Source organism: Flavobacterium supellecticarium (genome assembly GCF_004801375.1).
GTDB lineage: Bacteria > Bacteroidota > Bacteroidia > Flavobacteriales > Flavobacteriaceae > Flavobacterium > Flavobacterium supellecticarium.
In genome coordinates this window covers 747,053-773,705 of sequence record NZ_SSNZ01000001.1, presented here as the reverse complement: position 1 = coordinate 773,705, position 26,653 = coordinate 747,053, and the positions used below count along the sequence as shown (strand labels likewise).

The following is a 26,653-nucleotide window of genomic DNA, read 5'->3' as shown; positions in this document are numbered from 1 at the left end:
ATTAGTGTGAAGAAAAATTAAAAGCGAACGGATGAGGGATGGAAACGTTAAGGTACTATATGGTGCAACGCCAATAACACCTAGTGAACTGAAAGGTTTAAAGGAGGTGGTATGTCTGGCTGCGGAATTAATGGCGAGTGATATAACATGGCTTAATTTTTTTGATGATCATTTGAAAGAACTGAACTTAGAATGGGGGAAAACGATACCATTAGACAAATTGAATACCTTCTTTAGCAATCTTATACTAAAGAGCAATGAAATGATCATTATACCGAATACCTTAAAGCACTTTAATTCTATTGATATTCTTCCGGAGCTTTCGAGCGTTAAACTGAGGTTTTTTGTAGGGATACCGGTTTTTTTGGGTGACGGAAGGCTTATCGGTAACATCTGTTTATTTGCTGAAAAAACAAAAATCGTTACCGAATCGGAAAAGAAAATACTACATCTGTTTTCCCGACAGATTGGACTTATCATCGAAAATGAAATAAGCCGAAGGAAACTCGTAGATGAAATAGAAGAAAAAGAGGCGCGTACCGATTCGCTGTTAAAAATAGCCCAACTCCAATCCCATCAAATAAGACGACCATTAACGACCTTAATGGGACTTGTTAATCTGATTAAGGATGAAATCCATCCGGTTGATCAAGAATGGATGACTATGTTCGAGACTGCAACAAAGGATTTCGACAAAACGATTCATTTGATTGTAGATGGTTCTATGGCTAGTAAAGATCTTAAAGCGATTCGTTTTAATAAGATGGTGGAAGAGATCGATGATTATGCAATTCTTATTCTCGATGGTGACGGATATATAGAAAATTGGAATAAAGGAGCAGAACGAATAAAAGGGTACCGATACGACGAAATCGTAGGACAGCATTTTAGTGTATTTTATACTGACGAAGACCGACAAAATAAACGTCCACAAAAGTTGATCATAGAAGCTGAAAAACATGGGGTAGCAAGGGATTTAGGATGGCGACTTCGAAAAGATGGAACCTTGTTTTGGGGAAGTATTGTCATTACTTCCATACATGATAATAATGGAGCGGTAATCGGATTTACGAAAGTGACCCGGGATCTTACTGAAATCACGGAGGCACGGGATTCCTTAATAGCATCGGAAGAATTGTATAAAATGATGGTCGAAAAAACAGGAGCGTTGGCGCGTATTGGTGGTTGGGAGCTTGATGTAGTTCATCGTTTACTGTCCTGGACATCGGTTACAAGAGAGATTCATGGCGTGGATAGTGATTATATCCCGGAATTAACGAGTGCCATTAATTTCTATAAAGAAGGCACGAGTAGGGATAAGATCAAAGAGGCGGTAAAACTTGCGATCGAAACGGGGAAGTCCTGGGATATGGAACTACAGATCGTAACCGCGCAAGGAAAGGAAATCTGGGTAAGAGCAACAGGGAAGTCCAATTATAAAGATGGAATCTGCACCAAAGTCTACGGTACTTTCCAGGATATCAATACGTTCCGGTTATAAGCTACAGTTCCGGTTGTGCTTCTATTTTACTTTTTAAGCCATTTAATTGCTTCTATTACCGATGGATCGTCTGCTAGCTTATAAAAGTTCTCATATCCTTTTACATAAACCTGTGGCTTTACGATTTCGGAATACAATTTTTTGTCTTTGTTGGCAATCTTGGCTACCGAAATAAGAAAGTAAAATTCCTTGTTATAAAAAACAAAACCATTAGTCGAATTCGCCAGACCAGCGGTGTTCGTCCCAAAAGATTTTACATTGTTTTTCTGCGAAAAAACCAGCGCAACGCCTTCGCCCGAACTCGCCGTACCCGGACCTATAAGTAGGGCTACCCTGGCATCGGACAGCAAATTCATTTTTGTTTTGATAGTAGCCTGTGGCTGGTCATCAATAACGAAATCACCATTTAAAAATCCCGCTTTATCGGTTGCATTTCCGTCTTTGTCGATATAATAGGTATACGTGCCATTGTCGAAAAACATAGCCAAACCGGCAAGCATCGGTCGGATATTCCCGCCTCCATTCATTCGAAGATCAATAATCCATCCCTTCGGATTTTTAGCGCTAAGGCTATTCACGGCATCGTAAATCCAGTTGGCGTATTTATCAATATCCTGTTGTTTGCCTACGCCTATCGTAGGAATACTGATATAGGCAATATCGCCAATCATCTTGTTTTCTATTCGAAGACCTCGTTTCCATCCCGCTTTTAAAGAATCGGTATATCGCGACATGAGTTCACTATTGTCCAATCGGTATGAGTTTCCTTCCGGTGAAAAATAATTCGCATGTTTATCGCCCAATGCAGTAAAGGCAATCTTTAAAACTTCAAAGGCCTTTGCCTTAGATTTGACTTCGCTGGCTTGCTTATAGATTTGTTTTTCTACTTTTTTCCAATTGACGTTGTTAGCATATAATGAATTTTCCCGGAGCACAATAAGAGCACTGTCAATATAGGTTCTAACCGAATCCGATTGTGCAAAAACCATCGATGAGATAAAAAAGAACAGGATAGCAAGTATATTTTTCTTTATAGCCATAACATTACTTATTAATAAACCTACGTGTTATCTATCCTGAAAAGAGGATAGCGTTACAAAGATATAGATACGTTTTTCGTAAGCAAGTTTTTGTTTTAAATATTGTCGGGCTATTCGATTTGTATGATGTTTTATTTCAGCTAGTTATAAAGGTCCGGACGATGACCGAACGTTGGATCCAGGAAACGCGTTGTCGGGTTACAGACCTGATTGTCTAAAAAAGCGAACATATATCAGATGTTCGCTTTTCCAATTAATCTTTATAAATATTCAGACTTTCATCATAAACCGGACTCTGTATGCCTAAGAAATGTAGAACACTGTGAAAAACATGGTTTTGGGATACTGTTTTGTTAGGCTTAAGCTGTTTGGAACCCTCCGATACCCAAACAATAAACGGAATATCATATTGTTCTTTTGGAGCAAGACGCATCGGTAGGCCATGCATATATAAATTCTTTTCGCCCAACGATTCACCATGATCCGAAACAAATAGCATTGTACTGTTATAGTCCTTTAACTCTTTTAAATTTTCGATCACCTTATGAAGAATATAATCGGTGTAAACAATCGTATTATCATAGGCATTGATCAGTTCCTCTTTCGAGCAATTTCCTAATTCAACGCTATTACAAACCGGTTTAAACGTTTCAAATTGAGCCGGGTATTTTTGACTATAGGTTGGCCCGTGACTCGTACTCGTGTGCAACACAATAAAAACTTTATTACTTGTACTGGCTTGGATTCGTTCTTTTAATCCGGTTAGGAGCATCTCGTCATAATTGCATGCTTCGCCCTGGCAATTTGGGTTGATTTGTTCCCGTTTTTGATACTCTTTAATATGAACGGGTGGTTCGCCCCAATTGGAAGTGCGCCACACGACATCGACATGATTTCGGAACAAATAATTGGGTAAGATCTCATACAAATCGTCGGTATTGGTGTGTTCCAGAATACACTTTACCCCGGCGGTGGTATAGGTAGCGCAGGAAGTAGCATTAAAATGAAAAACATTCGGTGTTTGTGATAGCAACGGATTGGTGTTTTTACCATACCCATACAAAGAAAAATTCTGACTTCTGGCCGATTCGCCAATAACCAAAACGACAACTGATTTTTTGGTGTCTTTTATCGTAGCATCGGGTAATAGCATCTCTTTTTCGTTTTGTTTGTGTTTATGAATATAAAAAAGAGACGTATTTACGCTATACGACCAGGGCATCGCAAGGCCGCCCAATGTTTTTGAATTTTTATCAATCCACAACCAATTGCTCGCGTTTGCAAATGCTAACGCCAGAATAAATACCAAACTAAGGGCCACCGTGACTAAAAATTTCTTTAAAGGAACACTTGTTAGCTTTACTTTTAGGATATAAATACTCGGTAGAATTCCCAGAAAAAGCAAATAGATTATCAGTTTGATCGAAAAATAACTACTGGACTCTTCGTAATTGGTATTCAGTACATTACCAATCATGCTTTCGTCTATTATAACATTGTAGGTATTAATAAAATACACCGCAATGGCATTGCAAATAAAGGTCAGGACCAATAAAAATTTCCCGACATAACGGGAAAGGAAAAAGATCAGATAATACACAAAAGCATTGGCGACCAACATTATAATGATCAAACTGATAATTAACAATATGCCATTCAGACTTTTATACTCGACATTAGTACAAACAAAGGCGAAAAAAGGGTAATGAAAAAATAAAAAAGTTATACAACTCATCAGTAAAACAAAACGAGTCAGGGTTACACTATTTCTGAACATAAACTTTAATGATTTTATATGTGGAAAAAAGTAAGCAAATCAAAGACAAATAGAATATTATCAAATTCTCATGAATGATTCGGTTGATCAGTATAACTGCACAAATCAGGAACAATACAATAAAAACAGGATAATATTTTTTATCATTAACCCATGCCCAAATTTTATATTTCCGACTTATAAAAATACCTAAAAGCCCCGAAATATAACCAATAATACTCCCCACAATGACATCTATCGGATAATGGGCGCCCACGCCAACACGGGTAAAAACAAGGATTAGTCCTATAAGGATGGCCAGGAAAAACCATATAATTTTAGGACTTAATTTTTTAGGCATAAAGGCAAACATCAACACAGTATGTGCCGTAAAGATTGTGATAGCATGTCCCGAAGGTAGACTGTTGTTACCAGATAGTATTTCTCCGGTGATAATAAATTTAGAATGATCAAATGTTGCAGCAGGTCTCGGTATGGCAAATAAACTTTTTAAAAGACGGGTTAGCAGGCAAGAAATAAGCGATGCGGATAAAAAAGCTTCCCATATTTTTGGAGCATACACAATAAAAAGGCTTAAAAGGGACAATGAAATCAGGCAATCTCCAAATTGAGTCAGATTGAATTGAAGATTGGGGTAGCTACCCAAATGATGATTAATATAAAAGAAGCTATCCTGTTGAATTTTTGTATAGCTATTGATTGATAAAGCATGCTGTTGATATAGAAATAAAACAATTGTAATTAAAAGAAATAGTGGTACAAGAAACAGAAATACCCGAAGCTTTGAATAATTAGTACTAATTTTTGTGTTCATTCTATATTTTTATTTAAACGGTTTGTTGTTCAGTTAGATACAGATGTATTTCTACTTTGGGATACGCCATATATCAAAATTTATAGGAATCTGAGGTTAGAATGTAAAAAACAGCGCTGGGGATTTTCATGGCGTAAAAGTAGAAATACAAAGCGGAATAAATTTGGAAGGTATATTTGTTTACTATTTCTTGATGTAAAAGGGTATTGTCTTTAAAAACAATTGGGTAGAAAGTCTTGATATGCCATTAATCCCGGTAAAATCAGTTGCTCTTGTGTTAACGATTTGTTTACTTTTAGATTTGGGATATCGATAAATTAACATTGTGTAGTTCCGGATTTTGTTGAAATTGAAAGAACCCGGATCGCAAATGAAAATATTGATCAATTTTGAATGTTTTTTTCAAAGCGAATTTGGCCACTGTCGGAACTTCTTTGTCCGATATTTTCCGTGCATTGGCCAAAGAAATACTGGTCGCCGTAACCCTTAAAAAAAACAACATCTTTTTCATTTCTTTAAATTTTTAAAAGTTGAAGAACAAACGTCCAACACAATTTAGATGAAATTCTGAACGACCAATTCCTTTTTTTAAACCACAGCAATAAAAAGCAGGTTTTAGTACGTAAGAAATTATCCAATTGTATTTGTAAAAGTATGTTGTTTAGTTGTAAAATATTTAAAATCAGGTGTTTATATGCTGTTAAGCGGCTGTATGTTATTGTAATTTTGATTAGAAATACAATACCAGCGGAAGTCGAAAAACTGGAAAAATGAGTAGACAAAACTTTAAATTTTATCAAAATGGATGCAGAATTAAAAAACGCACAGGAGTTAGAAGCAGCATTAAGTAATGTTGCCTTGATTACCAACATTCAGGTGATTATTGACACGGATAAGATTATAAATGATTATCCGAAAGGTGGTAGTACTGACTCGACAAAACCAACAGGTATTGGACACCAATATCAGTATATGGTGGCTTCTAATTTAACTGGAAGTGCAGGAAGTGGAACAGCAGATTTAGTGATCAATGCGGTTTCCGGAGACGTTGTCCGATTCAACGCGGTATCGGAATATGATAACTTTAACAATGCGGTTATCATCTATAACATTCAGAAATTTGGCGGTACGGATGTATTTGGCCCTTTCACCTCGAAAGTATTTACGGCAGCCGGAGTGCAACCTTCTGCTGGCGCGTCGCCACTTCCGATTCAGCAGGTTAACGGAATGAGTTATTGGTTTTATCAGGCAGATGTGATCAAACCCGGAACCGAAAACTATAATGTTAGTTTTGCCCTCTATACGATGGATCGAGCATCGGGCAATATGAAATTATTCGGTTACTTCGTTTGGGATCCAACAATTATTGTGAAATAATTAATGAATACAAAATTCAGCCCCAAACTGAAGAAATTAAAATGGCTATCCGAAACCACGTTTTAGATAGCCATTTACAATTGGATTAAGCAAAGCTATTTTGCGACGGAAGCGGACGTATTGCCCAGGTTGAGCCCCCAATTGATTCCAAATATGGCCAAAAGGTTATCCGTTACCTGAAAGTCTTTTCCAAAACCTCCGGTGAGACTGATGTTTTTATCCAATGCAAAACTGATAGTACCAACCGATCGTTCGCTGCTAATACTGCCATTGCGTTTCAGATATTCGTATCCGAATGTAAATTTTCCAAACTCAAAATTGACTTTACCGCCAAAATCCCGGTAGTAGCTGGTTGTATACGTATCGGCAATTTCCATATTAAAACCGTCTTCAATATAGCGGGCGATGACCAAAACACTCATATAGTTATTGGTAGTACTTTTCTCATCGTCTTCGTTTAAAATCAGATTGAATTCTCCGGTCAACCAGGAACCAAAACGACGCACCGTTCCACCATCGGTGGTGTTTTCTTTAAAAAGATTGCTATAGGCTAAAGCGCCGTCGAGTTTAAAAATTGGCTTGATTGTCTTTTGAAAGGGTTTAAAGCGCTCTTCAATTTTTTGTTGCTCCAAATAGAATTTTTTAAAAGCTTCGTCTTTTTTCGGTCCTGCCTCCATAGATAAAATCTGGATAGGAGGTGAGGGGATTTTTAACAATTCGTCGGCAATTTTCTCGGCATTGTTGTAAATCTGTTCCTTATCAAAAAAACGCAATAGTGTCGTTCGTATCCCAATAGAAAAAGTTTTATGATCATTATCTCCGACAATATTTTTAAAATCTTTTTTTAAATAGGCAAAAGAGAGTGTCGTCGTATTGAGTCCGCTAAACGGATTTTGTTTTAAAACATCGTTTTCTTTAGTAACACCGATATATTTGTAATAAGTTCTGTTCTTACTTTTGGTGTTGATAAAAAAATAGGGAGCAACTTCAATGGCCAGACTTTCACCAAAATTGTTTTGGACATGTAATGCCAAAGCCTTTACATTTTCCGGTGTATACACATCGGTAACGGTTTCTTCCAATAACTGGAATGCGGGACTCGTGATATTGGACATCTGAAACTGACTAAGTTCTACATCGGTTTGGGCCTTAGCATACCAATAAGTACCGATAAGAAATAGGAGGATTATGTAATTTTTTTTCATCTGCTTATGATTTTACAATTTTGATATAAGCATAAGCAATAAAAAAACTAGCCGTAATTTTCTGTTTTTCAACAGTCATTTCAAAACGCTCATCGTTGTAAAGTAAAGTGTATGCTACCTGTGTAGCGTTAAAAACCGGAGTGATAATACCACTTGAGGGATTAAAAAAAGTAGTGACAATAGACATTTCCTTGTTATCTAAAATGGAAATATCGCCTAGATCGATATTGAATTTATTCTGTTTGCGTTGTTTGAAAAGAACATCATTTAAATTAATGTTGGTTACTCCAATGGCATCGGAACTGATGACGGCCTGTAGTTTTACCTGAGCGCCTTCGGGAATACGGATTGTTTTCATAATTGTTTGATTTGTAGTTGTTTGGTAAATTTAAAGCATTTGTGATAATCAGGAATTAGTGTTTTTACGTAATCTTTGATGTTTTTTTACAGTATATTGACCGAATTATTCCGGTAGCAGATTAAAAGGCAACTATCAGGATATCCGAAAAAGGTTTGTTCCCCATTGGCATTCACCGTATCTTTACCGCATGGATTCAGTAACACAGATTGTACTCGGAGCGGCCGTTGGCGAAAAAATTCTCGGTCGGAAAATAGGGAACCGGGCTATGCTTTATGGTGCTATTGCAGGGACAATACCGGATCTGGATGTTGTGATCGGACTATTTTTAGATCCATTATCCGCTGTTGAAATCCATCGGGGATTTAGTCATTCCATTCTGTTTTTTAGTATTCTGTCGCCATTACTCGGCTGGTTTATTGCCCGAAGGGAAATGGATAGCAAAGTTTCCGTGATCAATGGAGCCAGTCTGGTTTTCTGGGCTTTGTTTACACATGCTTTATTGGATGCCTTTACGACCTGGGGAACACAATTATTGTGGCCTATGGCGTATAAATTTGCTTTTCGCTCTATTTTTGTTGTCGATCCATTATATACAGTCCCGTTCCTATTTTGTTTGATCATGGCTATGCGGAAAGCACGTACGGATTACAATCGTACGCAATGGAACAACCGCGGACTTAAAATCAGTTCGGCTTATCTGATGCTGACACTGGTGTTAAAAGGAGTTACGTATTATAAATTCCAACGGGCAATAACACTTTCCGGATTGGAGGTGGTAGCACTCGAAACCAAACCAACACCCCTAAATACGATACTCTGGACAGCGACAGCAGAAACGAAAACGGCCTATTGGATTGGTGACTATTCTTTTTTCGATACCAGACCAATCGTTTTTAACGCGTATCCTAAAAATCGCGAATTGTTAGATGGTTTTATGCAGGATAAGACAATTCTACGGTTGGTCGATTTGTCGGAAGGGAACTATACCGTTACAAAAAAAGACGGAAAACTATATTTTAACGATTTACGTTTTGGATTACTGAATCGAAATACTACCAATCCGGAGTTTGCGTTTTGCTACGAACTGTTACCTTCCAAAAGCGGATTTAAAGCTCGTGAAGTTCCGAAAACCAGAGCAGAAGGACTATTGCTACTACAACAGCTCTGGAAAAGAATCTCTGGAAATTAAATGGTATAACTTCCCTTTTTAATTCTGGATTTTAGGATTATTTTGCTATACAAACTGTTCAGGATGATCATTATATAATATTTTTAAGAAGACCTTTACATATGCCTTTTGCAGTCGTCAGTTAAAAAAAGGCTAAGGAAAGGAGATGAAGCAAAATCTGTTAAAAATACTAAACACGGTAATGGTCTTAACCATAATGGTTAAAAATCTATACGACGCCTATTGGCTTTTGAATGATCCGGTACATTCAATGGATCGGATTGTTTCAGATGATTATTGTGTTATCCTGGGATGGCTTTCATTGGCATGTGCTGTACTGATTTTGTTACCGGAGACCTATTTTACCGGATATTTACTAACAATCTATAAAATGTTGAATGTAATTGCGTTTTATTTAGTGGAAGAAAAAAGAACTGCTGCTTTTTGGGAAATTCCACTATTGGTGGTTGCTATTTTACTAATCCGGTATGGGCATAGTTTCTCAAAACGGTATTTGTGGAGCGATATCATGTTGGAAGATGACAATGAATAAATAAATCCGATAGCGGGATCGAAACTATCCATTTTGCTGTAGGGGATTTTAAAAGTGGAATTCGTATTTTTGAGTTCCTTAAATAAAATGCCATGAAAATTGTAATATCGCCAGCCAAATCGTTGGATTTTGAAACAACACTGCCTACGCAACTGTATACAGAATCGTCTTTTTTAAAAGAAGCTAATACGGTACATCGGGTATTGAAAAAAAAGAAACCCAAACAGCTTTCGGAACTGATGGCTATTTCCGAAAAACTCGCCGACCTGAACTGGCAGCGTAATCAGGATTGGGCAACACCGTTTACACCGGAAAATGCACGCCCTGCAATATATGCGTTTAATGGTGATGTATATGTCGGACTCGATGCCTATTCTTTACCGATGGAAAAATTGCCCGTATTGGAATCAAAATTGCGAATTCTATCCGGTTTATACGGATTACTGAAACCGTTGGATCTGATACAACCCTACCGACTGGAAATGGGAACCAAACTTCCGGTGGGAAAAAGTAAGGATTTATATGAATTCTGGAAACCAAAAATCACAAAAGCACTAAACAGCGAACTTAAAAAAGATGAGCTGTTTATCAATCTGGCCAGTAACGAATATTTTTCGGCTGTGGATAAAAAAGCCTTGAAAGTTCCCGTTATCACTCCGGAATTTAAAGATTATAAAGATGGAAAATTAAAAATGATCAGTTTCTTCGCTAAAAAGGCTAGAGGTATGATGGTGCGTTATATTATCGATACCGACGCGCAAACAATCGACGATCTGAAAGGGTTTAATTATGAAGGTTATCAATATGATGCGAATCTGAGTAAAGGAAATACACTGGTATTTACACGCTAATTCAAATCGTTATAAATAAAGTGTTTACGGTTATTTTCAACAGAATTTTCGTAATTTTAAGGAATCAAACACTGTATTTATGAGAAAAATATCCTTTATTTTGGGGCTAATATTGCTTTTAGTAGTAGCCGGCTGTAAATGCACAAAAAATGCGGCAGCCTATGATAAACTGACCGCCAATGGCTGGGAACTGGAATATATCACCGGTGTGCGTATTGCTTTCGAAGGATTATATCCGGACACGAAACCGCAATTGTCGTTTACCAAAACCGGAGAAGCAAATGGAAATAGCAGTTGTAATCCGTTTTCAACCCGTTATACCACAAAAGAACCGAACAGTATTGCGATTGAAGCGCCAAAAGCCATGACGATGCGTTTTTGTGAAGGAGAAGGGGAGCGTCGTTTTCTGGATATGATGCAGAAAATTACTAAATATGATGTGACGCCCGACGGAAAACTCGTGTTGCTGATGGATGATATCGTAGCCATGCGTTTTAAAAAGAAACCGTAAAATGACTTTAAAAAGAAAGAGATGAGGAAAATAGCATTTGTTTTTGCGCTTCTGGCTTTGACTGTGGCGTGTAAGAAAAATTCGGATAAAGAAAAAACGACAGATAGCGACATCGACATGGTGCCTACGGTGCAGGAAGAATGTTATGAATACCGTAAAGACGGGAATACCATCTATATGCATCTCAAAAAAGAAGCCAATGCCGTTACCGGTAATCTGGACTATGCTTATAGCGAAAAAGATTCCAATACCGGAACTTTTAGCGGTACGATTAAAAACGATATACTGATCGCGATCTATACTTTCACTTCGGAAGGAATGGAAAGCAAACGGGAAATCGCTTTTCAGGTTAAGGATAAGACTTTAATTGAAGGTTATGGCGAAGTGGAAGAAAAAAACGGCACCGTAACATTTAAAAACCCGGACAAACTCGTGTTTAATTCCGGTATGCCACTCACTAAAGTGGACTGTAAGAAATAAAAAGAGGCTGACTCATTTTAGAGACAGCCCCTTTTTTTATTTAATGCATATAGAAATATTCTTCGTAATCGCGTAGGGTTTCACGGGTCATTTTTTTCTGATCGCGGGAGATTTCGCGTAACGCTTCAACCCCCTTTTTAGCACAGCGTTTGATGCGGCTCAGGCGCAATGAAAAATCCATTAACCGGTTAATATCTTCCGGACTTAATTTATTACTGAGTTCCGTAACGTAATCCTTGAATTCGTATACGACGCCCCGGTTTTCTTCGTATTCGGATTTTAAATCCTCCAACAGTTCGTTTATTTCTTTTTCGATATCATTGCAGCGGTCTTCACTTTTCCGGCTGAATTCTTCAATGATTTTCTTCTCGGAGTTGCTGAATAATCCCATGGTATGTTTTTTTAGGGTTAATAACTATTTTAAAATCAAATAGTTGCTGTATTGTAAAAGTACGTATTTTTTAATACAATTAAAAGGATAAAACGTTTTTATAACGCAAGCATAATACCATAAAAAAACTCCGGAAATACTTCCGGAGTTTTTATAACAAATTAAATAACCTTATTTAAAATTAATGAACATTCGACATGTCTACTTTACCGCCGGAGCCTTTCTTGATCAATAGTACAAACGGTACACAGATCAGGAAGAGGATTCCCAGGTACATAAAAACGTCCATATACGATAAGACTGTACTCTGTTTCATAACGGACAATTCGATGGCTTTATGCGCTTTGTCCAATGCTTCGCTACTGCTAAATCCTTTCGACATAAATCCCATTTGCAATTGCTGAATCCGTTGTTGTACTTCGAATTTGGATCCATCTAAATTGGCAATCAGATCCACACGGTGTGATTGCGTAAAACGGGCTATAAAAGTCGTAATGATCGCAATACCGAACGAACCACCCAACTGACGCATCATCCCGGTAAAAGCGGCTCCTTCGCCAATATTTTTCCCTTTTAAAGTCGACAGTGCCAACGTGGTAATCGGTACGAATAATAATCCCAAACCAACTCCTCTAAGAATTAACGGCCAGAACATATGTTCGGTTCCGGTATCCGGCGTGATCACATTGTGCATCCAGAAGGTGAAAATAAAGAACAACAGGAATCCGGTGGCCACCATATACGATTGCGGTACGCCTTTCTGAATCAGTCGACCAATGATTGGCATCATAAATCCGGTCATAATCGAACTCGGAATCAACAATAAACCGGCATCGGTTGCGGTCCATCCTAAAATAGACTGCGTATAAATCGGGATAATAAACGTGGAACCGTATAACCCGAATCCAAGAATAAAACACATAATGGTTCCTACCCGAAGGTTTCGATCCTGTAATACACGTAAGTTTACAATCGGATATTTATAGGTTAACTGTCGCCAGATAAACAGTAATAATCCGAAAAACGATACAATACTAAGGGTTACAATGATCGGATCGGCGAACCAGTCGTCTTGTTGTCCGTGTTCCAAAACAAACTGTAGGGAACCGATAAAGGACGACAGGAATACAATGCCCCACCAATCGACCTGATTGGCTTTTAATTTTTCACCATATTTTGGACTCTTTACAAAGGAAAGGGTCAATACTGTTGCGATAATTCCCAATGGAATATTGATATAGAAAATATACGGCCATGAAAAATTATCTACCAGATAACCTCCTAATGGCGGACCTAAAGTAGGTCCCACAATAACACCCATACCATAAATTGCCTGCGCCATTCCTCGTTTTGCTGCGGGATAACTTTCCGTAATAATCGTCTGAGCGGTTACCAATAAGGCACCACCACCCATACCCTGAATAAAACGAAAGGCTACCAACTCCCATATATTGGAGGCATTACCACAAAGAAAAGAGGAAACGGTAAAGATAATAATGGAGGCTGCAAAATAGTTTCTTCGACCGAATTGTTGCGATAACCAGCTGGTCATCGGGATAACGATTACGTTCGCAATCGCATAGGCCGTGATCACCCAGGCAACATCGGTAAGGGTAGCCCCTAAACTACCTCTCATGTCGTTTAGGGCTACGTTTACGATAGTAGTATCGACAATCTCCAGCAAGGCACAAAGTACCGCGGTGATTGTGATGATGACTCTTCGAAAGCCATATTCTACTAAATTATCTTCTCCGGTTGCTTCCATATTATTTTACGTGTACGTCAACTTCTACGTTCATTCCCGGACGTAATAATTTTACTTTTTCAGGATCGTTGTTTGGTGTTAATTTGATTTTTACCGGTAAACGTTGGATTGTTTTTACGAAATTACCGGTTGCATTGTCCGGAGGAAGGATGGAAAAACGTGCTCCGGTTGCCGGTGAAAAGGAATTTACTTCTCCTTCGAATTTGATATCCGGATACGCATCAACTGCGATGATCACTTTCTGACCTTCACGCATTTTGTTTAACTGCGTTTCTTTAAAGTTCGCCACAACCCAGGTTTCCTGATTGTTGATGATATAGAATAACGATTGTCCCGGTTGAACCATTTGTCCCGGTTGAATGTCGATATTGGATACCTGACCGTCTACAGCGGCAGTGATTACAGTATAGCTCAGATTCAATTCGGCTGCCTCTAACGAAGCCTGTGCTTTTTTAATGTTGGCCGCAGCTACCGATGTTTGTTTGTTGGCTACATTCGTTTTGGAAACCACAGCTTCGCGTTGGTGTGCACTGGCATTACGTTGTTGTTGTAACACTTCAACCTGTTTTTCAGCTTCCTGTTTGGCTGCTAAAGCCTGTTCGTATTGCTGTTTGGTAATTGAGTGGTTTTTATACAGGTTTTCATAACGCTCGAAGTCATTTTGAGCACGTCCCAAACGGATTTTTGCCGCATCGATATTTCCAACATTCGACTGGATTGTTGCATCGGAAATCGATATGTTCGCAGCAGAAGCACTTACATCGGCTTTGCTCACTTCAAAAGCGCTTTCAGCACTGGCTAAAGCCGCTTTGGCTTCTTCGACACGTACCAGATAATCTTTGTTGTCGATTACAAAAAGCGTGTCGCCTTTTTTAACGAAATCATTGTCTTTTACATATACTTTCGCTACATATCCCGATACACGCGGTATAATTGGATTCATGTTTTTTTCGATCTGCGCATCATCGGTCTCCTCGTGAGCCTGAGCGTGCATATATTTGAATATTCCGTATACCGAACCCAGAATAACCAGGGTTCCCAGAACAATGATGAATTTTTTATTTGATGGTTTCTTTTCCATGATCTTTACAGAAATTAATATTAGTTTTTGGTGAGTGTTACGGATGAGGTTAATTTACCACTGGCAGCAAGTGCGGTATAGTATTTTTCGATACTGTTGGCTTTGGAATAAGCCAGATTTATTTTGGATTGCAATTGTTCTACATCGGCTTCCAGTAAATCGTTGGTATCGGACAAGCCGTTGTCGTATTTGTCTTTTACAATACGGTAGTTTTCGGTAGCCTGTTCAACCGCTTCCTGGTATACTTTGTTTTGTTTTAAAGCCAGTTGGTAGTTTTCGTTTGCCTGTTGGTTTTCTACTTTTACGCGGTCGGTCATCATTTCGACAGCCTGTTCTGCTTCGTGGGCTTTGCTTTTCGCGGCTTTTACTTCTTTTCCGTTTTTGAAAATGGAAGTCAGATCATACGAAAGACCAACACCAAAGTTCATCGCGTTGGTAACGGTCATCACATTCTGAAGATCCAACGCAATATAACCCCCCATCAACGTAATGGACGGATAATAATTGGCCTGAGCGATTTTTACATTGGCATCCGCTGCTTTTTGTTGGGAACGGATCGCTTCCAAATCATTACGACCGCTAATCGCATCTTCTGCTGTAGCATTTAAAGCGTTGTTTTTATCAAATACACCGGCATTCGGAACGATTTGTGTGCTTTCCGGTAACTTTAATAAAGTCACCAATTGGAAGTTAATCGTGCTTACATTTTTCTTCGCGTCTTCCAAAGCAATTTTATAATTCGATACCTGTAATTGCGCTTTTAGTAAATCGTTTCGAGCGATAAGGCCATTGGTTTCCATTGCTTTAAAATCCTTAACACGCTGTTCGGCACTCTTAATGTTTTCGGTAATTAATTGTGTGCTTTCCTGTGCTTTATATAGGTTTACATAAAGTTTTACTACATCAAGTGCTAATTGCTCTTTGGTGTTTTTAGCCGTGTATTGTTCGGCTTGATACATGTTTTCGGCTACCTTGATGTTGTTTTGGATTTTAAATCCGGCAAACAAGGGTACCGACGCGCTTGCTTGTCCAAGCATAAGCTGGTTTACCTTTGGTGCCGCACCGGATCCTTCTTCACCACCACCGCCAATTTTCAGGTTCACATCGGCGTTGGTCAGGCGCTGATATTGTCCGCTGACTTTTAAGTCGGGGTATTGACGGTTTTTTACCGATTGCATTTCGAATGCTTTGGTGGCCACTTTGGTATCGGCCATTTTTGCCTCGGTACTTTGTGTCATAGCCAGTTGGATGGCTTCTTCCAATGCCATTTTCTTCTCCTGAGCTTCAGTAGAGAAAACACCAAATAGAAAGAAGGCGCCCAACCAGAGGGAACTATTCTTCATAGGTTAAAAGTGCTTTAATGGTTTTTTGTATGTGCTTTGTTAAATCGTTTTTAATGTAATGATCATATTTTTCCTCGGTGTCGAGTTCTAATAATTCCGTATAAAACGTACGGTTCATCTGGAAATGGAAAAAAGTGCCCATTACAGTCGGTGGAATCAGGGTGATGTTAATATTGGGTTTAAATACACCTTTTTCCTGTCCTTCCTCAATAATGTCCCGTAAGGCTTCCAGGTTGTAGCGCTTCACTTCGTTAAAGGACTCACAGTTGATTTCTCTTTTTTTGGAACTGATTTCAAAATGAATGATCTGATACATCCCTTTGTTTTTGTTGATACGGGTGATGTACAGTTCGATAAGTTTGTCAATCTTTTCAAAAGGCGAAAGGGCTTCTTTGTGTAAGTTTTCAATCTGAAGGCGTAAACCGGCTATACGTGCAATAATAAGGGCTTCCAGTAGTTTTTCTTTTGAGCCAAAATAGTAGGAGATCATCGCTACATTTATATTGGCCGCTTTGGCTATGTCTCTGACAGAAGTTCCATCAAAACCATGTTCGGAAAACAACCGTTCTGCAACCAGCAGAATCTCGTGTTGTTTATCATTAAATTCAGACATCACATAATAGGTTTGAAATGCAGGTGCAAAATTAAACACTTGTTTAAATTAAACGTTTGTTTAGTTTTGTTTTAACGTTATTTTAACTTAAATAAATGAGAAGAAAGAGACTAGAAAAAAGAGGGAAGATAGCGATTATTTTAAATGATGAATTTTAAATTTTGAATTTTGAATGGGAATATAAAGAACCTTGAAAATGCTGTAGATTTGATTTATTTTTCTATTTTTACAAACTTCCAATGCAATAAAAAAGGCAACACTAAAGTTGCCAATTCTATACGTTAAAACCCTAAATTTATTGTAATAGATAAAATCTATGTTTTTAGTTTAACTATTTTTAAATGAGTATTTTGGCGTTCTTTATTTAAACTATAGGTTTGATAAAATCCGGAATGCTTTCAATCGGGTTCTTTTTTAGAAAATTTACAAAAGCACTACCAATTATCGCACCTTTTTGATGTTGCGTTGCCTGTAAAAACGTCTCCCGATTTCCAATTCCAAATCCGACAATCTGCGGATTTTTTAAATCCATTCCGGCTATCTTTTTAAAGTAATTCTCTTGCTCTTTTCCAAAGGAATTCTGACTTCCGGTGACACTCGCGCTACTCACCATATAGATAAATCCGCTGGAGATTTTGTCGATATGTAGGATACGTTCTTCGGATGTTTGTGGGGTGATTAGAAAAATATTTAGTAAGCCATTTTGCTCAAAAATAGTCTGATAATCGGTTTCATAAACAGCAATGGGAAGATCGGGAATGATCAATCCGTCGATTCCGATTTCGGCACATTTCCGACAAAAATTAGCGAGGCCATATTGCAATATCGGGTTAAAATAGCCCATGATCAATAACGGAATCTGAACTGTTTTCCGAATGTCTTTTAACTGATCAAACAAACGTTCGGTGGTCATTCCGTTTTCTAACGCTTCGGTCGAACTCGCCTGAATGGTTGGTCCGTCGGCCAATGGGTCGCTAAACGGTAAACCGATTTCAATCATATCCACACCACTTGTTTCAAGGGATTGGATTATCGGAACCGTGTCGTTTAAACCCGGATATCCGGCGGTAAAATATAGGGAAAGGATTTTTTTGTTTTCCTGTAGCTTCTGTGTGATGCGATTCATAATCTGTTTTTTACTATACAATTTATAATCCGAAATAAGAGATATAGGTATTTAAGTCTTTGTCGCCACGACCGGAAAGGTTGATCACAACAATATCGTTGGTTCCGAATTGTCGTTGTTCCAATACGGCTAAGGCATGGGCACTTTCGATGGCCGGAATGATCCCTTCGGTTTTACAAAGTTCCAGTCCGGCTTGCATGGCTTCATTATCGGTAGCCGCAGCAAATTCGGCGCGACCACTTGTAAATAAATGCGCATGCAACGGGCCTATACCAGGATAGTCCAATCCGGCCGAAATAGAATAGGGTTCGGTAATCTGACCGTCTTCGGATTGCATTAATAAGGTTTTGCTTCCGTGGATAATACCGGTTTTACCTAAAGTCGAAGTCGCGGCACTTTCTCCGGAATCAATTCCTTTTCCGGCGGCTTCCACAGCGATAAGTTGTACATTGGAATCATCCAGAAAATGATAAAAAGCACCGGCCGCATTACTACCACCGCCTACGCAGGCGATTACGTAATCCGGATTTTTCCGCCCTTCTTTTTCGAACAATTGGGGTTGAATTTCGGCTGAAATAACACTCTGAAAACGGGCAACCATATCCGGATACGGATGCGGACCAACCACCGAACCAATGATATAATAGGTGTCAACAGGATTGTTGATCCAGTCGCGAATGGCTTCATTCGTAGCATCTTTTAGGGTTTTCGAACCGGAAGTGGCCGGGCGTACTTCGGCACCGAGCATTTTCATCCGGGCTACATTTGGCGCCTGCCGCTGGATGTCAATTTCACCCATATAAACAATACATTCCAGTCCCATTAAGGCACAAACGGTAGCCGTGGCAACCCCATGCTGACCCGCACCGGTTTCGGCTATGATTCGTTTTTTACCCAGTCGTTTGGCTAATAAAACCTGTCCTATGGTGTTGTTGATCTTATGTGCGCCGGTATGGCATAGGTCTTCGCGTTTCAGATAGATTCGGGTGTTGTATTTTTTCGAAAGGCGTTCGGCAAAATAGAGCGGTGTGGGACGGCCTACATAATCGGTTAATAATGCCTGGAATTCCGACTGAAATGCAGGTTCTTCCATGATGGCTAAATAGCGTTGCCGCAGTTCTTCTACATTCGGATAGAGCATTTCCGGGATAAATGCCCCACCGAATTCACCATAATAGCCTTGTTCGGTTGCGTGGTAGGTGGTATTCATTTTAATTGTTTTTTAGGGTTACAATAGCCTGTTTACATAGCGTTATGTTTTTTAGGCCGGGTGCTGTTTCAAATTTGCTGTTTATGTCTATCGCATAAGGCGTTAGTCCTGTTGTTGGTATCGTATTGATATGATTAATTGCTATTCCGCCGCTTAAAAAATAAGGTTTTGAGGAGGGATAGTTTTCCAAAAGTGTCCAGTCAAAAGGGAAACCGTTTCCGCCGGGTAATTTGCCTTTGGTGTCAAACAGATAGTAATCGCAAACGGTTTCATAATTATCAAGTTTCCGGAAATCGAAAGGGGTGTCAATCGAAAAAGTCTTGATGATTTCTACATCCGATTCCTTTCGAATAACGGTACATAATTCAGGTGTTTCCAAGCCGTGTAATTGTACGGCTTGTAATTGGTAGCGTTCGATGGTTTCCAGAATGCTTGTGCTATCGGCATTAACAAAAACACCGGTTTTTTTTATCGTTTTCGGAATTTCCGGAAGGGTATCGTTATAAAACCGGGCGGATTTATTATAGAAAATAAAGCCCATATAGTCCGGTTGTAAGGCCGCTATTGCCGCAATATTTTCCGCATATTTCATGCCGCATATTTTGATTAAAAATGATTTTTCCATGACTATTCAGCTAATTGATTTATAAAATTTTTAATGCTATTACCTAAATCGTTACTTTTCATAAAATTTTCACCAATCAGAAAACCTTTATAGCCATAATTCTGAAGGTCTTTTACCGCTGTTGGCGAACTGATTCCGCTTTCTGAAATTTTTACAAAATCGTCTGGAATCCGATGGGCCAATGTCTTGCTATAATCGAGGTTTACTTCAAACGTTTTTAGGTTTCGATTGTTAACACCAATCATATTTAGACTTGGCATCAGACTTTTTTCAAGTTCCATTTCGTTGTGAACTTCCAACAGGACTTCCAAACCAATCTGTTGCGCAAATTCGGATAATGTTTTGATTTCCGTACGTGACAAAACAGCCGCAATCAATAGGATCACATCGGCTCCGTAGGCTTTGGCTTCCAGAATCTGATAAGGATCGATAATAAACTCTTTTCGCAATAACGGAAGGTTAACCGAGGCTCTTGCGAGTACTAAATCGTCCAAAGAACCGCCAAAATATTTCCCATCGGTTAAAACCGAAATACCACTGGCTCCGGCTACTTCGTAACTTTTTACAACATCTTCCACTGTATAAGCAGTATTGATCACTGCTTTTGACGGAGAACGACGTTTGTGTTCGGCGATAATTCCTGTCGGACTATTTTTCAGATGCTGACTTAAAGAATACACTTTGCGGTCGAACAAAACCGAAGCTTCGAGTTGGTTTTCTGGAATAAGGCTCTTTTTTAAAGCAACTTCTTTGTGCTTGTCGGCTATAATTTGATCTAAAATGTGCATCTTAACGGGAACTTAATTGTTGTAATTTTTTTAATTTTTCAAGCGCTTTACCAGATTGCAAACTTTCCATAGCCATAGCAAATCCGTCCGGTATACTCATTTGATTTACCGTAGCAAGAGCAATCGCGGCATTGGCACAAACCACATTGTTTTGCGCTTCGGTACCTTTTCCGGAAATAATGTTCAGGAAAAGTTGTGCCGATTCGGTTACGGTCGTTCCACCTTTTATAGCGTCGGGATCCAGGCGACTCACGTTAAAATCGTCAGGCTTTAGTATTTGTTCACTGCGATTGGAAATCAGTTTGGTATTGCCGGTTAGCGATACTTCATCATAGCCGTCGAGGCTGTTTAAAATGGTAAAATTAATCGGCGTATTCTGGTATAAATAGGCATACATTCGGGCGAGTTCCAGATTAAAAACACCCACTATCTGATTTTTAGGAAACGATGGATTGACCATGGGACCCAACATATTAAAAAAGGTTTTTACAGCCAGTTCCTTTCGGATGCCACCAACATTTTTCATCGCCGGATGGAATAGTGGCGCATGTAAAATACAGATATTGGCTTCTTCGATACATTGCTGTAAAAATCCAGTATCACTACTAAAACGGATTCCCAGATTTTCCATGACATTACTGGAACCGGATATTGAGGAAACACCATAGTTTCCGTGTTTAGCCACTTTTGTTCCGGAACCGGCCACAATAAAAGAGGCCAGGGTCGAGATATTAAAAGTGTCTTTTCCGTCGCCACCCGTTCCACACAGATCAATGGTGTTGTAAGCCGATAAATCGACCGGGATACAAAGGCTTAATAAAGCGTCCCGAAATCCGGCCAGTTCATCGATGGTAATATTTCGCATCATATAGACGGTTAAAAAGCTGGCGATCTGACTCGGATTGTACGCGCCGTTGGAAATATTGACCAGAACATCCCGGGCTTCTTCACGGCTCAGCACTTCCTGATTGATCAGTCTGTTTAATATTGTTTTCATGATTTTTTGATATAATAAGGGCTGTATCTTAAAGCAAATTGGCTCCAGATAGTGTTAGTGATAAAATGATATGTTATTGTAGGTTAGTTGTTTATCCAGTTTTGGAGGATGCTTTTTCCATCTGGCGTAAGTACGCTTTCCGGATGGTATTGCACGCCTTTTACATCAAATGTTTTATGGCGTAATGACATGATCTGGCCGTTATCGTCTACCGAAGTGATTTCCAGTTCGGCCGGAAAATTATCAGGGTTGATCACCCACGAATGATAACGTCCTACTTGTATGTTTTTGTTTAATCCGTTAAACAACGGCTCATCGTCAACAGTGATGGTAACCGGTGTTGCGACGCCGTGGTATACTTTTTCAAGGTTGATCAAGCTTCCACCAAATACCTCGCCAATAGCTTGTTGACCAAGGCATACGCCCAAAATACTTTTGGTAGCTGCATACGTTCGGATGACTTCTTTTAGTAAGCCGGCTTCTTCCGGAATCCCGGGACCGGGCGACAATACGATTTTATCGAAGTCTTTCAGTTCGTCGATCAGAAATTCATCATTGCGGAAAACCGTTACAGCACATTCGAGATCTTCCAGGTAATGAACCAGATTATAGGTAAAACTGTCGTAATTGTCTATGATTACTATCTTTTTCATCGGATGCTTTATTTTGGGTTCTGTTTTAATTTTTATTTCGGTTTAAATAGTGGTGGCCAATTCCAATGCTTTGGTGAGCGCTCCCAGTTTGTTGTAAACCTCCTGCATTTCGTTTTCTTCGGACGAATCGGATACAATTCCGGCTCCGGCCTGATAATGTAATTGATGATTTTTACTTAAAAAAGTACGGATCATAATTGCGTGATTAAAGTTACCGTCAAAATCCATAAATCCAATAGCACCACCGTAAAAATTCCTTGACGTGTTTTCAATACTTTCAATGAGCTGCATGGCTTTATACTTGGGCGCACCGCTCAAAGTACCCGCTGGAAAGGTCGCCGCTACGGTCTGCATTGTCGTAGTTTTGTCGTGTAATTGCCCGGTAACTTTGGAAACCAGATGAATAACATGGGAGAAAAATTGCACTTCGCGGTATTTTTCGACCTGTACATCACGGCCGTTTCGACTTAAATCGTTTCGCGCCAGATCGACCAGCATGACATGTTCGCTGTTTTCTTTTGGATCTTCCGATAATTCTCGGGCCAGAATACTATCCGTTTCGTCGTTTCCGGTTCGCTTAAATGTGCCGGCTATCGGATGAATTTCGGCTTTCCGGTTGTGTATGACCAATTGTGCTTCCGGTGAGGAGCCCATGATTTTAAAATCACCATAATCGAAAAAGAATAGGTAAGGCGATGGATTGATACTACGTAAAGCACGGTAAACGTTAAATTCATCCCCTTTAAAAGCCTGAGAAAAACGACGGGATAATACGAGTTGGAAAACATCGCCTCGGTAACAGTGTTGTTTGGCGAGCGTTACCTGTTGTTTAAACTCGGCATCGGTCAGGTTGGACAGTACATCGCCTTCGGTATCAAAGGCATAACTGGCAAAATTTTTCGAAAAAAGCAGTTGTTCAATTTCCGGAATATTGTTCTGATTGATCACACTATGACTAAAAATAAAGGCCTCATTTTTAAAATGATTGATTGCGATAATGTTTTGATATACGGCATAATACAAATCCGGAATTTGCAGGTCGCCCTGTTTTTTTGTTAATGTCAGTTTTTCAAAATAACGTACAGCATCATAGGAAATATAACCGAACAAACCGTTGTTGATAAACGTAAATCCGTGGTTTTCCGATTCGAAACGGGCTGCAAAATCCTGTACCGCGGTGATAACATCTGTTGAATGGGTGATGGCATTTTGATTTACGGTACCGTCGGGAAAACTTTGTACGATTGTTTCATTTTCCACTTTAATACTGGCAATCGGATTGCAACAGATATACGAAAAACTATTATTATTCGCTTGATAGTCGCTGCTTTCCAGTAAAAGACTATTTGGGAATTTATCGCGGATTTTCAGATAAATGCTTACCGGCGTGATCGTGTCGGCAAGGATTTGTTTGTATTGGGTATGTAGGTGAAATTTTTTCATGCTAACAAGATTTTAATGCAACAAAAAAGGCCTGTCGTGATGACAGGCCTTTATCTATTTTTGATTTTAAAAATACAGATAGGAGGTATCGCTCACGATGTTCGACGTAAGGAATTCCACCACCAAGTATTGTTATAAAATGTGTTCATTATTGTGAATTATGTTACAAAGGTATAAAAATCATTTTCAATTAAACAAGTCTTTTGCCGAAAAATAATAGAAAATATTTTTTAAGGTCTTGTTTTATAGGTGTTTAGTGTTGTTTTTTGCTTCGGATAAAGGCTTGCCTTTTAAACGGAGATAAAATTGATGTTTCGGACTACCGATGATTTGTGCCGAATAAATACCGGTATGACCCGAAAACAGGTATGCCGTTACGCAGGCAATCGCAATATAAATTCCACTTTCGACGCCAAAAAGTTCAATCCCCATTAGCGTACAGGCGATAGGCGTGTTGGTGGCACCCGAAAAAACAGCAACAAATCCCATTCCGGCCAGTAAAGCCATAGGCAACGGAACAAACCAGAATAAAGCATTTCCTAAGGTGGCTCCGATAAAAAATAGTGGGGTTACTTCACCACCTTTAAAACCGGCACCAAGGGTAAATGCAGTAAACAGCAGTTTTACAATAAAGTCATAGAAGGCTAAATTGGAGTCAAAAGCAGCTTGTATAGTTGGTATTCCCAACCCGATATATTGTGTTGTGCCAATGGCATATACTGCCAATGCGATCACTATACCGCCAACAAAAGGGCGCAGCGGCGGAAATTGGACGCGGACTTTAAACTGATGGCTCCAAAAATGCGTGGTTTTAGAAAAGAGCAGGGCCGTAAGACCAAAGATAATTCCTGTAAATACGGTCCAGAATAAAGTTAGCGGACGCAGTTCCGGGACATAAGGAATAGAATAGTGCGTATGGTTTACATGCCAGGCCAGACAGGTATAATGCGCAATAGCGGCGACTAGAAAACCGGGTAAAATAGCTTCATAACGGATACGACCTAAAATCATAACCTCCAATGCAAAAACTGCACCGGCCAATGGCGTTCCGAATACCGAAGCAAAACCGGCACTGATTCCCATGATCAATATAATTTTACGGTCTTCTTTTTTAAGTCCGAACCAATGGGAAATACGATCGGCTATAGCACCGCCCATTTGTACGGCTGTTCCTTCGCGACCGGCCGATCCGCCAAATAAATGGGTGAGTAATGTTCCGGCTAAGACCAACGGTACCATACGAAACGGAATCACTTTTTTAGGGGAATGGAATTCTTCGAGTAATAAATTATTGCCTTTTACGACGCTTTCGCCTAAATAATGATAGCTAAATCCAATAAGTAATCCGGCTATCGGTAACAAGGCTATAATCCAGATATGCTGTTCGCGGTAATTTGTGACCCAATCGAGTGCCGTCAGGAAAAAAGCCGATAAAGAGCCGGTAAGTACGCCAATAATGATAGCCAAAACCGACCAACGGATTAAAAATAAAAGCAGGGGAAGTTGCGGAAAGGCTGCAATGTGTCGTTTGAAAAAAGTGTTGTCCATAATTGTCTTGATTACATACATCTATACCGGCATAAGCCGTGTTACAGACGTCATCAGCTTTTTAAAGCGGTTCAAGGCAGACATCATTGCCATATTTACGCTACAAAGATAAAGATTAATTTTTATTGGATAGCAAAACGGGACAATTTTTAAGATAAAATAGAAACCAATTTTGTGTTTTATTTCTGATAAAAAGAGGGTGAATAACTATATTTATTGTGTTTTTATCAGTGGTAATTCGCTTTTGCAGGTTTTGGTTGCGAAAAATTAATTTCAAAAAATGTTTTTTTATTTGGTGAATATTTAAAAAATGTTATAAGTTTGCAACATCAAAACAAATGATTTCGATGACAAATTCGGTTTTATCTATGACGATGTGTATGTGCTGCTCAGTTAATGAGAGGAGCCTTGCTATTCGTTAATGTCGGTAAAACATTTTCAAATATCAGTAAACTCCTCAAGTAATTGGGGAGTTTTTTTTTGATCCCAATCCAAACAAAAAATAAAGCTTAAAAAAAATAATTCAGATAAAAATGACCAAAGCAACAACCCATATTACTAAAAAAGCAATAGCTGCAGTTTGTATGATGATGATGTGTTGTTGTATGCGAAACTTCGCAAGAGGCCGTCTGTCGTATTAGTTGCTGTAAGATAATAGTACCTGTTGATAAGCCTCTTGTTCCCAAGAGGCTTTTTTTATACCCGATTTTTAAAAAACAAACAAAATAAACATGGAAGAAACAACAATCAGTTCACTAAAACAAGGAAAAAACCTAAGGGAAAGCCTGGCGTTTTTGTCTGAAAATACTACTGGTAAAATAGTGTTTTCAACCAGTTTTGGTATTGAAGACCAATTGATTACCGATGCCATTTTTGCTCAGAACCTGGACAATGTGGAAGTCTTTACCCTCGATACCGGGCGTTTATTTCCGGAAACCTATGCGACCTGGGATAAGACCTTGTTACACTATGGTAAAAAGATAAAAACCTATTATCCGGAACAAAATCATTTGGAAAGATTTGTGGAAGAACAAGGAATCAACGCTTTTTACGGAAGCACGGAATTGCGCAAACAATGTTGTCATATCCGTAAAGTCGAACCGTTACAACGGGCTTTAAACGGTGCAACAGTTTGGATAACCGGACTTCGCGCGGAACACTCGGCGAACCGGAACAATCTGGAAATTGTACAATGGGATGCGCAATACCAGTTGTACAAATACAATCCGCTATTGCACTGGACGACAGAGGAAGTGAAAAACTACGCCGAAAAAAACGGTATACCCTATAACATTTTACACGATAAAGGCTTTGTAAGTATTGGCTGCGCGCCCTGTACCAGAGCCATAAAAGAAGGTGATGATTTCCGGGCCGGACGTTGGTGGTGGGAGGAAACCTCCAAAAAAGAATGCGGATTACATCAGTAAACAAC

26 protein-coding genes and 1 riboswitch are annotated in these 26,653 nt (G+C 39.2%); of the genes, 8 read left to right on the top strand and 18 right to left on the bottom strand.

The annotated features are described in order from the left end of the window. Positions 1-31: 31 nt before the first annotated feature. Positions 32-1,501 carry a PAS domain S-box protein gene (locus E6C50_RS03600; protein WP_136401821.1) on the top strand — a complete coding sequence of 490 codons (1,470 nt, stop codon included), beginning with the start codon at positions 32-34 and terminating at the stop codon, positions 1,499-1,501. A 26-nt stretch (positions 1,502-1,527) separates the two neighbouring features. Here the strand turns inward: E6C50_RS03600 and E6C50_RS03595 are convergent, their stop codons facing one another. The 3 genes from E6C50_RS03595 to E6C50_RS03585 form a co-directional block, all read right to left on the bottom strand. Continuing rightward, positions 1,528-2,541, bottom strand: coding sequence for a S41 family peptidase (locus E6C50_RS03595; protein ID WP_136401820.1), 1,014 nt, complete (start codon positions 2,539-2,541; stop codon positions 1,528-1,530). Positions 2,542-2,794: 253 nt separating this feature from the next. Further along, positions 2,795-4,318, bottom strand: coding sequence for a phosphoethanolamine--lipid A transferase EptA (gene eptA / locus E6C50_RS03590; RefSeq protein ID WP_136401819.1), 1,524 nt, complete (start codon positions 4,316-4,318; stop codon positions 2,795-2,797). After that, on the bottom strand, positions 4,305-5,132 hold the full coding sequence (locus E6C50_RS03585) for a phosphatase PAP2 family protein (RefSeq protein ID WP_136401818.1): 828 nt from the start codon (positions 5,130-5,132) through the stop codon (positions 4,305-4,307). Before E6C50_RS03585 ends, eptA begins: the two co-directional genes overlap by 14 nt. Positions 5,133-5,933: 801 nt before the next feature. Between E6C50_RS03585 and E6C50_RS03580 the strand changes: the two genes are divergently transcribed. Continuing rightward, complete coding sequence (locus E6C50_RS03580; RefSeq protein ID WP_136401817.1) at positions 5,934-6,509, top strand: inclusion body family protein; 576 nt, start codon at positions 5,934-5,936, stop codon at positions 6,507-6,509. 95 nt (positions 6,510-6,604) lie between these two features. On the opposite strand, the gene E6C50_RS03575 is transcribed toward E6C50_RS03580, so the two are convergent. Then, the gene (locus E6C50_RS03575) at positions 6,605-7,714 is read right to left on the bottom strand and encodes a hypothetical protein (protein WP_136401816.1); all 1,110 of its coding nucleotides are present in this window, start codon (positions 7,712-7,714) and stop codon (positions 6,605-6,607) included. Positions 7,715-7,718: 4 nt separating this feature from the next. Then, a complete protein-coding gene (locus E6C50_RS03570; RefSeq protein WP_136401815.1) occupies positions 7,719-8,072 on the bottom strand; it encodes a hypothetical protein in 354 nt (117 codons plus the stop codon). Between the two features lie 190 nt (positions 8,073-8,262). Here E6C50_RS03570 and E6C50_RS03565 point away from each other — a divergent pair, with 190 nt between their 5' ends. The 5 genes from E6C50_RS03565 (at position 8,263) to E6C50_RS03545 (ending at position 11,638) form a co-directional block, all read left to right on the top strand. Further along, positions 8,263-9,264 (top strand): metal-dependent hydrolase, encoded by a 1,002-nt coding sequence (locus E6C50_RS03565; RefSeq protein WP_136401814.1) that lies wholly within the window; start codon positions 8,263-8,265, stop codon positions 9,262-9,264. A 145-nt stretch (positions 9,265-9,409) separates the two neighbouring features. Further along, entirely contained in the window at positions 9,410-9,796 is a 387-nt protein-coding gene (locus E6C50_RS03560; protein WP_136401813.1) for a hypothetical protein, read from the top strand. A gap of 92 nt (positions 9,797-9,888) precedes the next feature. Continuing rightward, positions 9,889-10,647 carry a peroxide stress protein YaaA gene (yaaA, locus tag E6C50_RS03555; RefSeq protein ID WP_136401812.1) on the top strand — a complete coding sequence of 253 codons (759 nt, stop codon included), beginning with the start codon at positions 9,889-9,891 and terminating at the stop codon, positions 10,645-10,647. A gap of 79 nt (positions 10,648-10,726) precedes the next feature. Next, positions 10,727-11,158: an META domain-containing protein gene (locus tag E6C50_RS03550; RefSeq protein ID WP_136401811.1), complete on the top strand. Its 432-nt coding sequence runs from the start codon at positions 10,727-10,729 to the stop codon at positions 11,156-11,158. Between the two features lie 21 nt (positions 11,159-11,179). Further along, a complete protein-coding gene (locus E6C50_RS03545) occupies positions 11,180-11,638 on the top strand; it encodes a hypothetical protein (protein WP_136401810.1) in 459 nt (152 codons plus the stop codon). Positions 11,639-11,678: 40 nt separating this feature from the next. Here E6C50_RS03545 and E6C50_RS03540 read toward each other — a convergent pair whose 3' ends face one another. The 13 genes from E6C50_RS03540 to E6C50_RS03480 form a co-directional block, all read right to left on the bottom strand. Beyond that, the gene (locus tag E6C50_RS03540; protein WP_136401809.1) at positions 11,679-12,029 is read right to left on the bottom strand and encodes a hypothetical protein; all 351 of its coding nucleotides are present in this window, start codon (positions 12,027-12,029) and stop codon (positions 11,679-11,681) included. A gap of 181 nt (positions 12,030-12,210) precedes the next feature. Continuing rightward, the gene (locus E6C50_RS03535; protein ID WP_136401808.1) at positions 12,211-13,794 is read right to left on the bottom strand and encodes an MDR family MFS transporter; all 1,584 of its coding nucleotides are present in this window, start codon (positions 13,792-13,794) and stop codon (positions 12,211-12,213) included. A 1-nt stretch (position 13,795) separates the two neighbouring features. After that, on the bottom strand, positions 13,796-14,875 hold the full coding sequence (locus tag E6C50_RS03530) for an HlyD family secretion protein (protein ID WP_136401807.1): 1,080 nt from the start codon (positions 14,873-14,875) through the stop codon (positions 13,796-13,798). 20 nt (positions 14,876-14,895) lie between these two features. Continuing rightward, positions 14,896-16,218 (bottom strand): TolC family protein, encoded by a 1,323-nt coding sequence (locus E6C50_RS03525; protein WP_136401806.1) that lies wholly within the window; start codon positions 16,216-16,218, stop codon positions 14,896-14,898. Next, positions 16,208-16,831 carry a TetR/AcrR family transcriptional regulator gene (locus tag E6C50_RS03520; protein ID WP_136401805.1) on the bottom strand — a complete coding sequence of 208 codons (624 nt, stop codon included), beginning with the start codon at positions 16,829-16,831 and terminating at the stop codon, positions 16,208-16,210. Before E6C50_RS03520 ends, E6C50_RS03525 begins: the two co-directional genes overlap by 11 nt. A gap of 364 nt (positions 16,832-17,195) precedes the next feature. Next, positions 17,196-17,957 (bottom strand): tryptophan synthase subunit alpha, encoded by a 762-nt coding sequence (gene trpA, locus E6C50_RS03515; RefSeq protein ID WP_136401804.1) that lies wholly within the window; start codon positions 17,955-17,957, stop codon positions 17,196-17,198. Positions 17,958-17,979: 22 nt separating this feature from the next. Continuing rightward, positions 17,980-19,167, bottom strand: coding sequence for a tryptophan synthase subunit beta (gene trpB, locus E6C50_RS03510; RefSeq protein ID WP_136401803.1), 1,188 nt, complete (start codon positions 19,165-19,167; stop codon positions 17,980-17,982). A 1-nt stretch (position 19,168) separates the two neighbouring features. Continuing rightward, positions 19,169-19,759 (bottom strand): phosphoribosylanthranilate isomerase, encoded by a 591-nt coding sequence (locus E6C50_RS03505; protein ID WP_136401802.1) that lies wholly within the window; start codon positions 19,757-19,759, stop codon positions 19,169-19,171. Positions 19,760-19,794: 35 nt separating this feature from the next. After that, positions 19,795-20,580, bottom strand: coding sequence for an indole-3-glycerol phosphate synthase TrpC (gene trpC / locus E6C50_RS03500; protein WP_136401801.1), 786 nt, complete (start codon positions 20,578-20,580; stop codon positions 19,795-19,797). 1 nt (position 20,581) lies between these two features. Beyond that, positions 20,582-21,577 (bottom strand): anthranilate phosphoribosyltransferase, encoded by a 996-nt coding sequence (trpD, locus tag E6C50_RS03495; protein ID WP_136401800.1) that lies wholly within the window; start codon positions 21,575-21,577, stop codon positions 20,582-20,584. Between the two features lie 83 nt (positions 21,578-21,660). Beyond that, positions 21,661-22,230: an anthranilate synthase component II gene (locus tag E6C50_RS03490; protein ID WP_136401799.1), complete on the bottom strand. Its 570-nt coding sequence runs from the start codon at positions 22,228-22,230 to the stop codon at positions 21,661-21,663. A 42-nt stretch (positions 22,231-22,272) separates the two neighbouring features. Further along, complete coding sequence (locus E6C50_RS03485; protein WP_136401798.1) at positions 22,273-23,673, bottom strand: anthranilate synthase component I family protein; 1,401 nt, start codon at positions 23,671-23,673, stop codon at positions 22,273-22,275. A gap of 243 nt (positions 23,674-23,916) precedes the next feature. After that, complete coding sequence (locus E6C50_RS03480) at positions 23,917-25,221, bottom strand: voltage-gated chloride channel family protein (protein WP_136401797.1); 1,305 nt, start codon at positions 25,219-25,221, stop codon at positions 23,917-23,919. 37 nt (positions 25,222-25,258) lie between these two features. After that, positions 25,259-25,321: riboswitch (Fluoride riboswitch) on the bottom strand. A gap of 631 nt (positions 25,322-25,952) precedes the next feature. Here E6C50_RS03480 and E6C50_RS03475 point away from each other — a divergent pair. Beyond that, positions 25,953-26,648 carry a phosphoadenylyl-sulfate reductase gene (locus E6C50_RS03475; protein ID WP_136401796.1) on the top strand — a complete coding sequence of 232 codons (696 nt, stop codon included), beginning with the start codon at positions 25,953-25,955 and terminating at the stop codon, positions 26,646-26,648. Positions 26,649-26,653 lie beyond the last annotated feature (5 nt).

What these genes read in the sequence shown, in the direction of transcription:
- E6C50_RS03560 (WP_136401813.1), top strand. Translation starts at nt 9,410, where the DNA reads ATGAAGCAAAATCTGTTAAAAATACTAAACACGGTAATGGTCTTAACC.
- E6C50_RS03575 (WP_136401816.1), bottom strand. Translation starts at nt 7,714, where the DNA reads ATGAAAAAAAATTACATAATCCTCCTATTTCTTATCGGTACTTATTGG.
- trpA (WP_136401804.1), bottom strand. Translation starts at nt 17,957, where the DNA reads ATGAATCGCATCACACAGAAGCTACAGGAAAACAAAAAAATCCTTTCC.
- E6C50_RS03535 (WP_136401808.1), bottom strand. Translation starts at nt 13,794, where the DNA reads ATGGAAGCAACCGGAGAAGATAATTTAGTAGAATATGGCTTTCGAAGA.
- eptA (WP_136401819.1), bottom strand. Translation starts at nt 4,318, where the DNA reads ATGTTCAGAAATAGTGTAACCCTGACTCGTTTTGTTTTACTGATGAGT.
- trpB (WP_136401803.1), bottom strand. Translation starts at nt 19,167, where the DNA reads ATGAATACCACCTACCACGCAACCGAACAAGGCTATTATGGTGAATTC.
- E6C50_RS03475 (WP_136401796.1), top strand. Translation starts at nt 25,953, where the DNA reads ATGGAAGAAACAACAATCAGTTCACTAAAACAAGGAAAAAACCTAAGG.
- E6C50_RS03570 (WP_136401815.1), bottom strand. Translation starts at nt 8,072, where the DNA reads ATGAAAACAATCCGTATTCCCGAAGGCGCTCAGGTAAAACTACAGGCC.
- E6C50_RS03550 (WP_136401811.1), top strand. Translation starts at nt 10,727, where the DNA reads ATGAGAAAAATATCCTTTATTTTGGGGCTAATATTGCTTTTAGTAGTA.
- E6C50_RS03520 (WP_136401805.1), bottom strand. Translation starts at nt 16,831, where the DNA reads ATGTCTGAATTTAATGATAAACAACACGAGATTCTGCTGGTTGCAGAA.
- E6C50_RS03595 (WP_136401820.1), bottom strand. Translation starts at nt 2,541, where the DNA reads ATGGCTATAAAGAAAAATATACTTGCTATCCTGTTCTTTTTTATCTCA.
- trpC (WP_136401801.1), bottom strand. Translation starts at nt 20,580, where the DNA reads ATGCACATTTTAGATCAAATTATAGCCGACAAGCACAAAGAAGTTGCT.
- E6C50_RS03505 (WP_136401802.1), bottom strand. Translation starts at nt 19,759, where the DNA reads ATGAAATATGCGGAAAATATTGCGGCAATAGCGGCCTTACAACCGGAC.
- E6C50_RS03580 (WP_136401817.1), top strand. Translation starts at nt 5,934, where the DNA reads ATGGATGCAGAATTAAAAAACGCACAGGAGTTAGAAGCAGCATTAAGT.
- yaaA (WP_136401812.1), top strand. Translation starts at nt 9,889, where the DNA reads ATGAAAATTGTAATATCGCCAGCCAAATCGTTGGATTTTGAAACAACA.
- E6C50_RS03530 (WP_136401807.1), bottom strand. Translation starts at nt 14,875, where the DNA reads ATGGAAAAGAAACCATCAAATAAAAAATTCATCATTGTTCTGGGAACC.
- E6C50_RS03545 (WP_136401810.1), top strand. Translation starts at nt 11,180, where the DNA reads ATGAGGAAAATAGCATTTGTTTTTGCGCTTCTGGCTTTGACTGTGGCG.
- E6C50_RS03485 (WP_136401798.1), bottom strand. Translation starts at nt 23,673, where the DNA reads ATGAAAAAATTTCACCTACATACCCAATACAAACAAATCCTTGCCGAC.
- E6C50_RS03490 (WP_136401799.1), bottom strand. Translation starts at nt 22,230, where the DNA reads ATGAAAAAGATAGTAATCATAGACAATTACGACAGTTTTACCTATAAT.
- trpD (WP_136401800.1), bottom strand. Translation starts at nt 21,577, where the DNA reads ATGAAAACAATATTAAACAGACTGATCAATCAGGAAGTGCTGAGCCGT.
- E6C50_RS03565 (WP_136401814.1), top strand. Translation starts at nt 8,263, where the DNA reads ATGGATTCAGTAACACAGATTGTACTCGGAGCGGCCGTTGGCGAAAAA.
- E6C50_RS03540 (WP_136401809.1), bottom strand. Translation starts at nt 12,029, where the DNA reads ATGGGATTATTCAGCAACTCCGAGAAGAAAATCATTGAAGAATTCAGC.
- E6C50_RS03585 (WP_136401818.1), bottom strand. Translation starts at nt 5,132, where the DNA reads ATGAACACAAAAATTAGTACTAATTATTCAAAGCTTCGGGTATTTCTG.
- E6C50_RS03525 (WP_136401806.1), bottom strand. Translation starts at nt 16,218, where the DNA reads ATGAAGAATAGTTCCCTCTGGTTGGGCGCCTTCTTTCTATTTGGTGTT.
- E6C50_RS03600 (WP_136401821.1), top strand. Translation starts at nt 32, where the DNA reads ATGAGGGATGGAAACGTTAAGGTACTATATGGTGCAACGCCAATAACA.
- E6C50_RS03480 (WP_136401797.1), bottom strand. Translation starts at nt 25,221, where the DNA reads ATGGACAACACTTTTTTCAAACGACACATTGCAGCCTTTCCGCAACTT.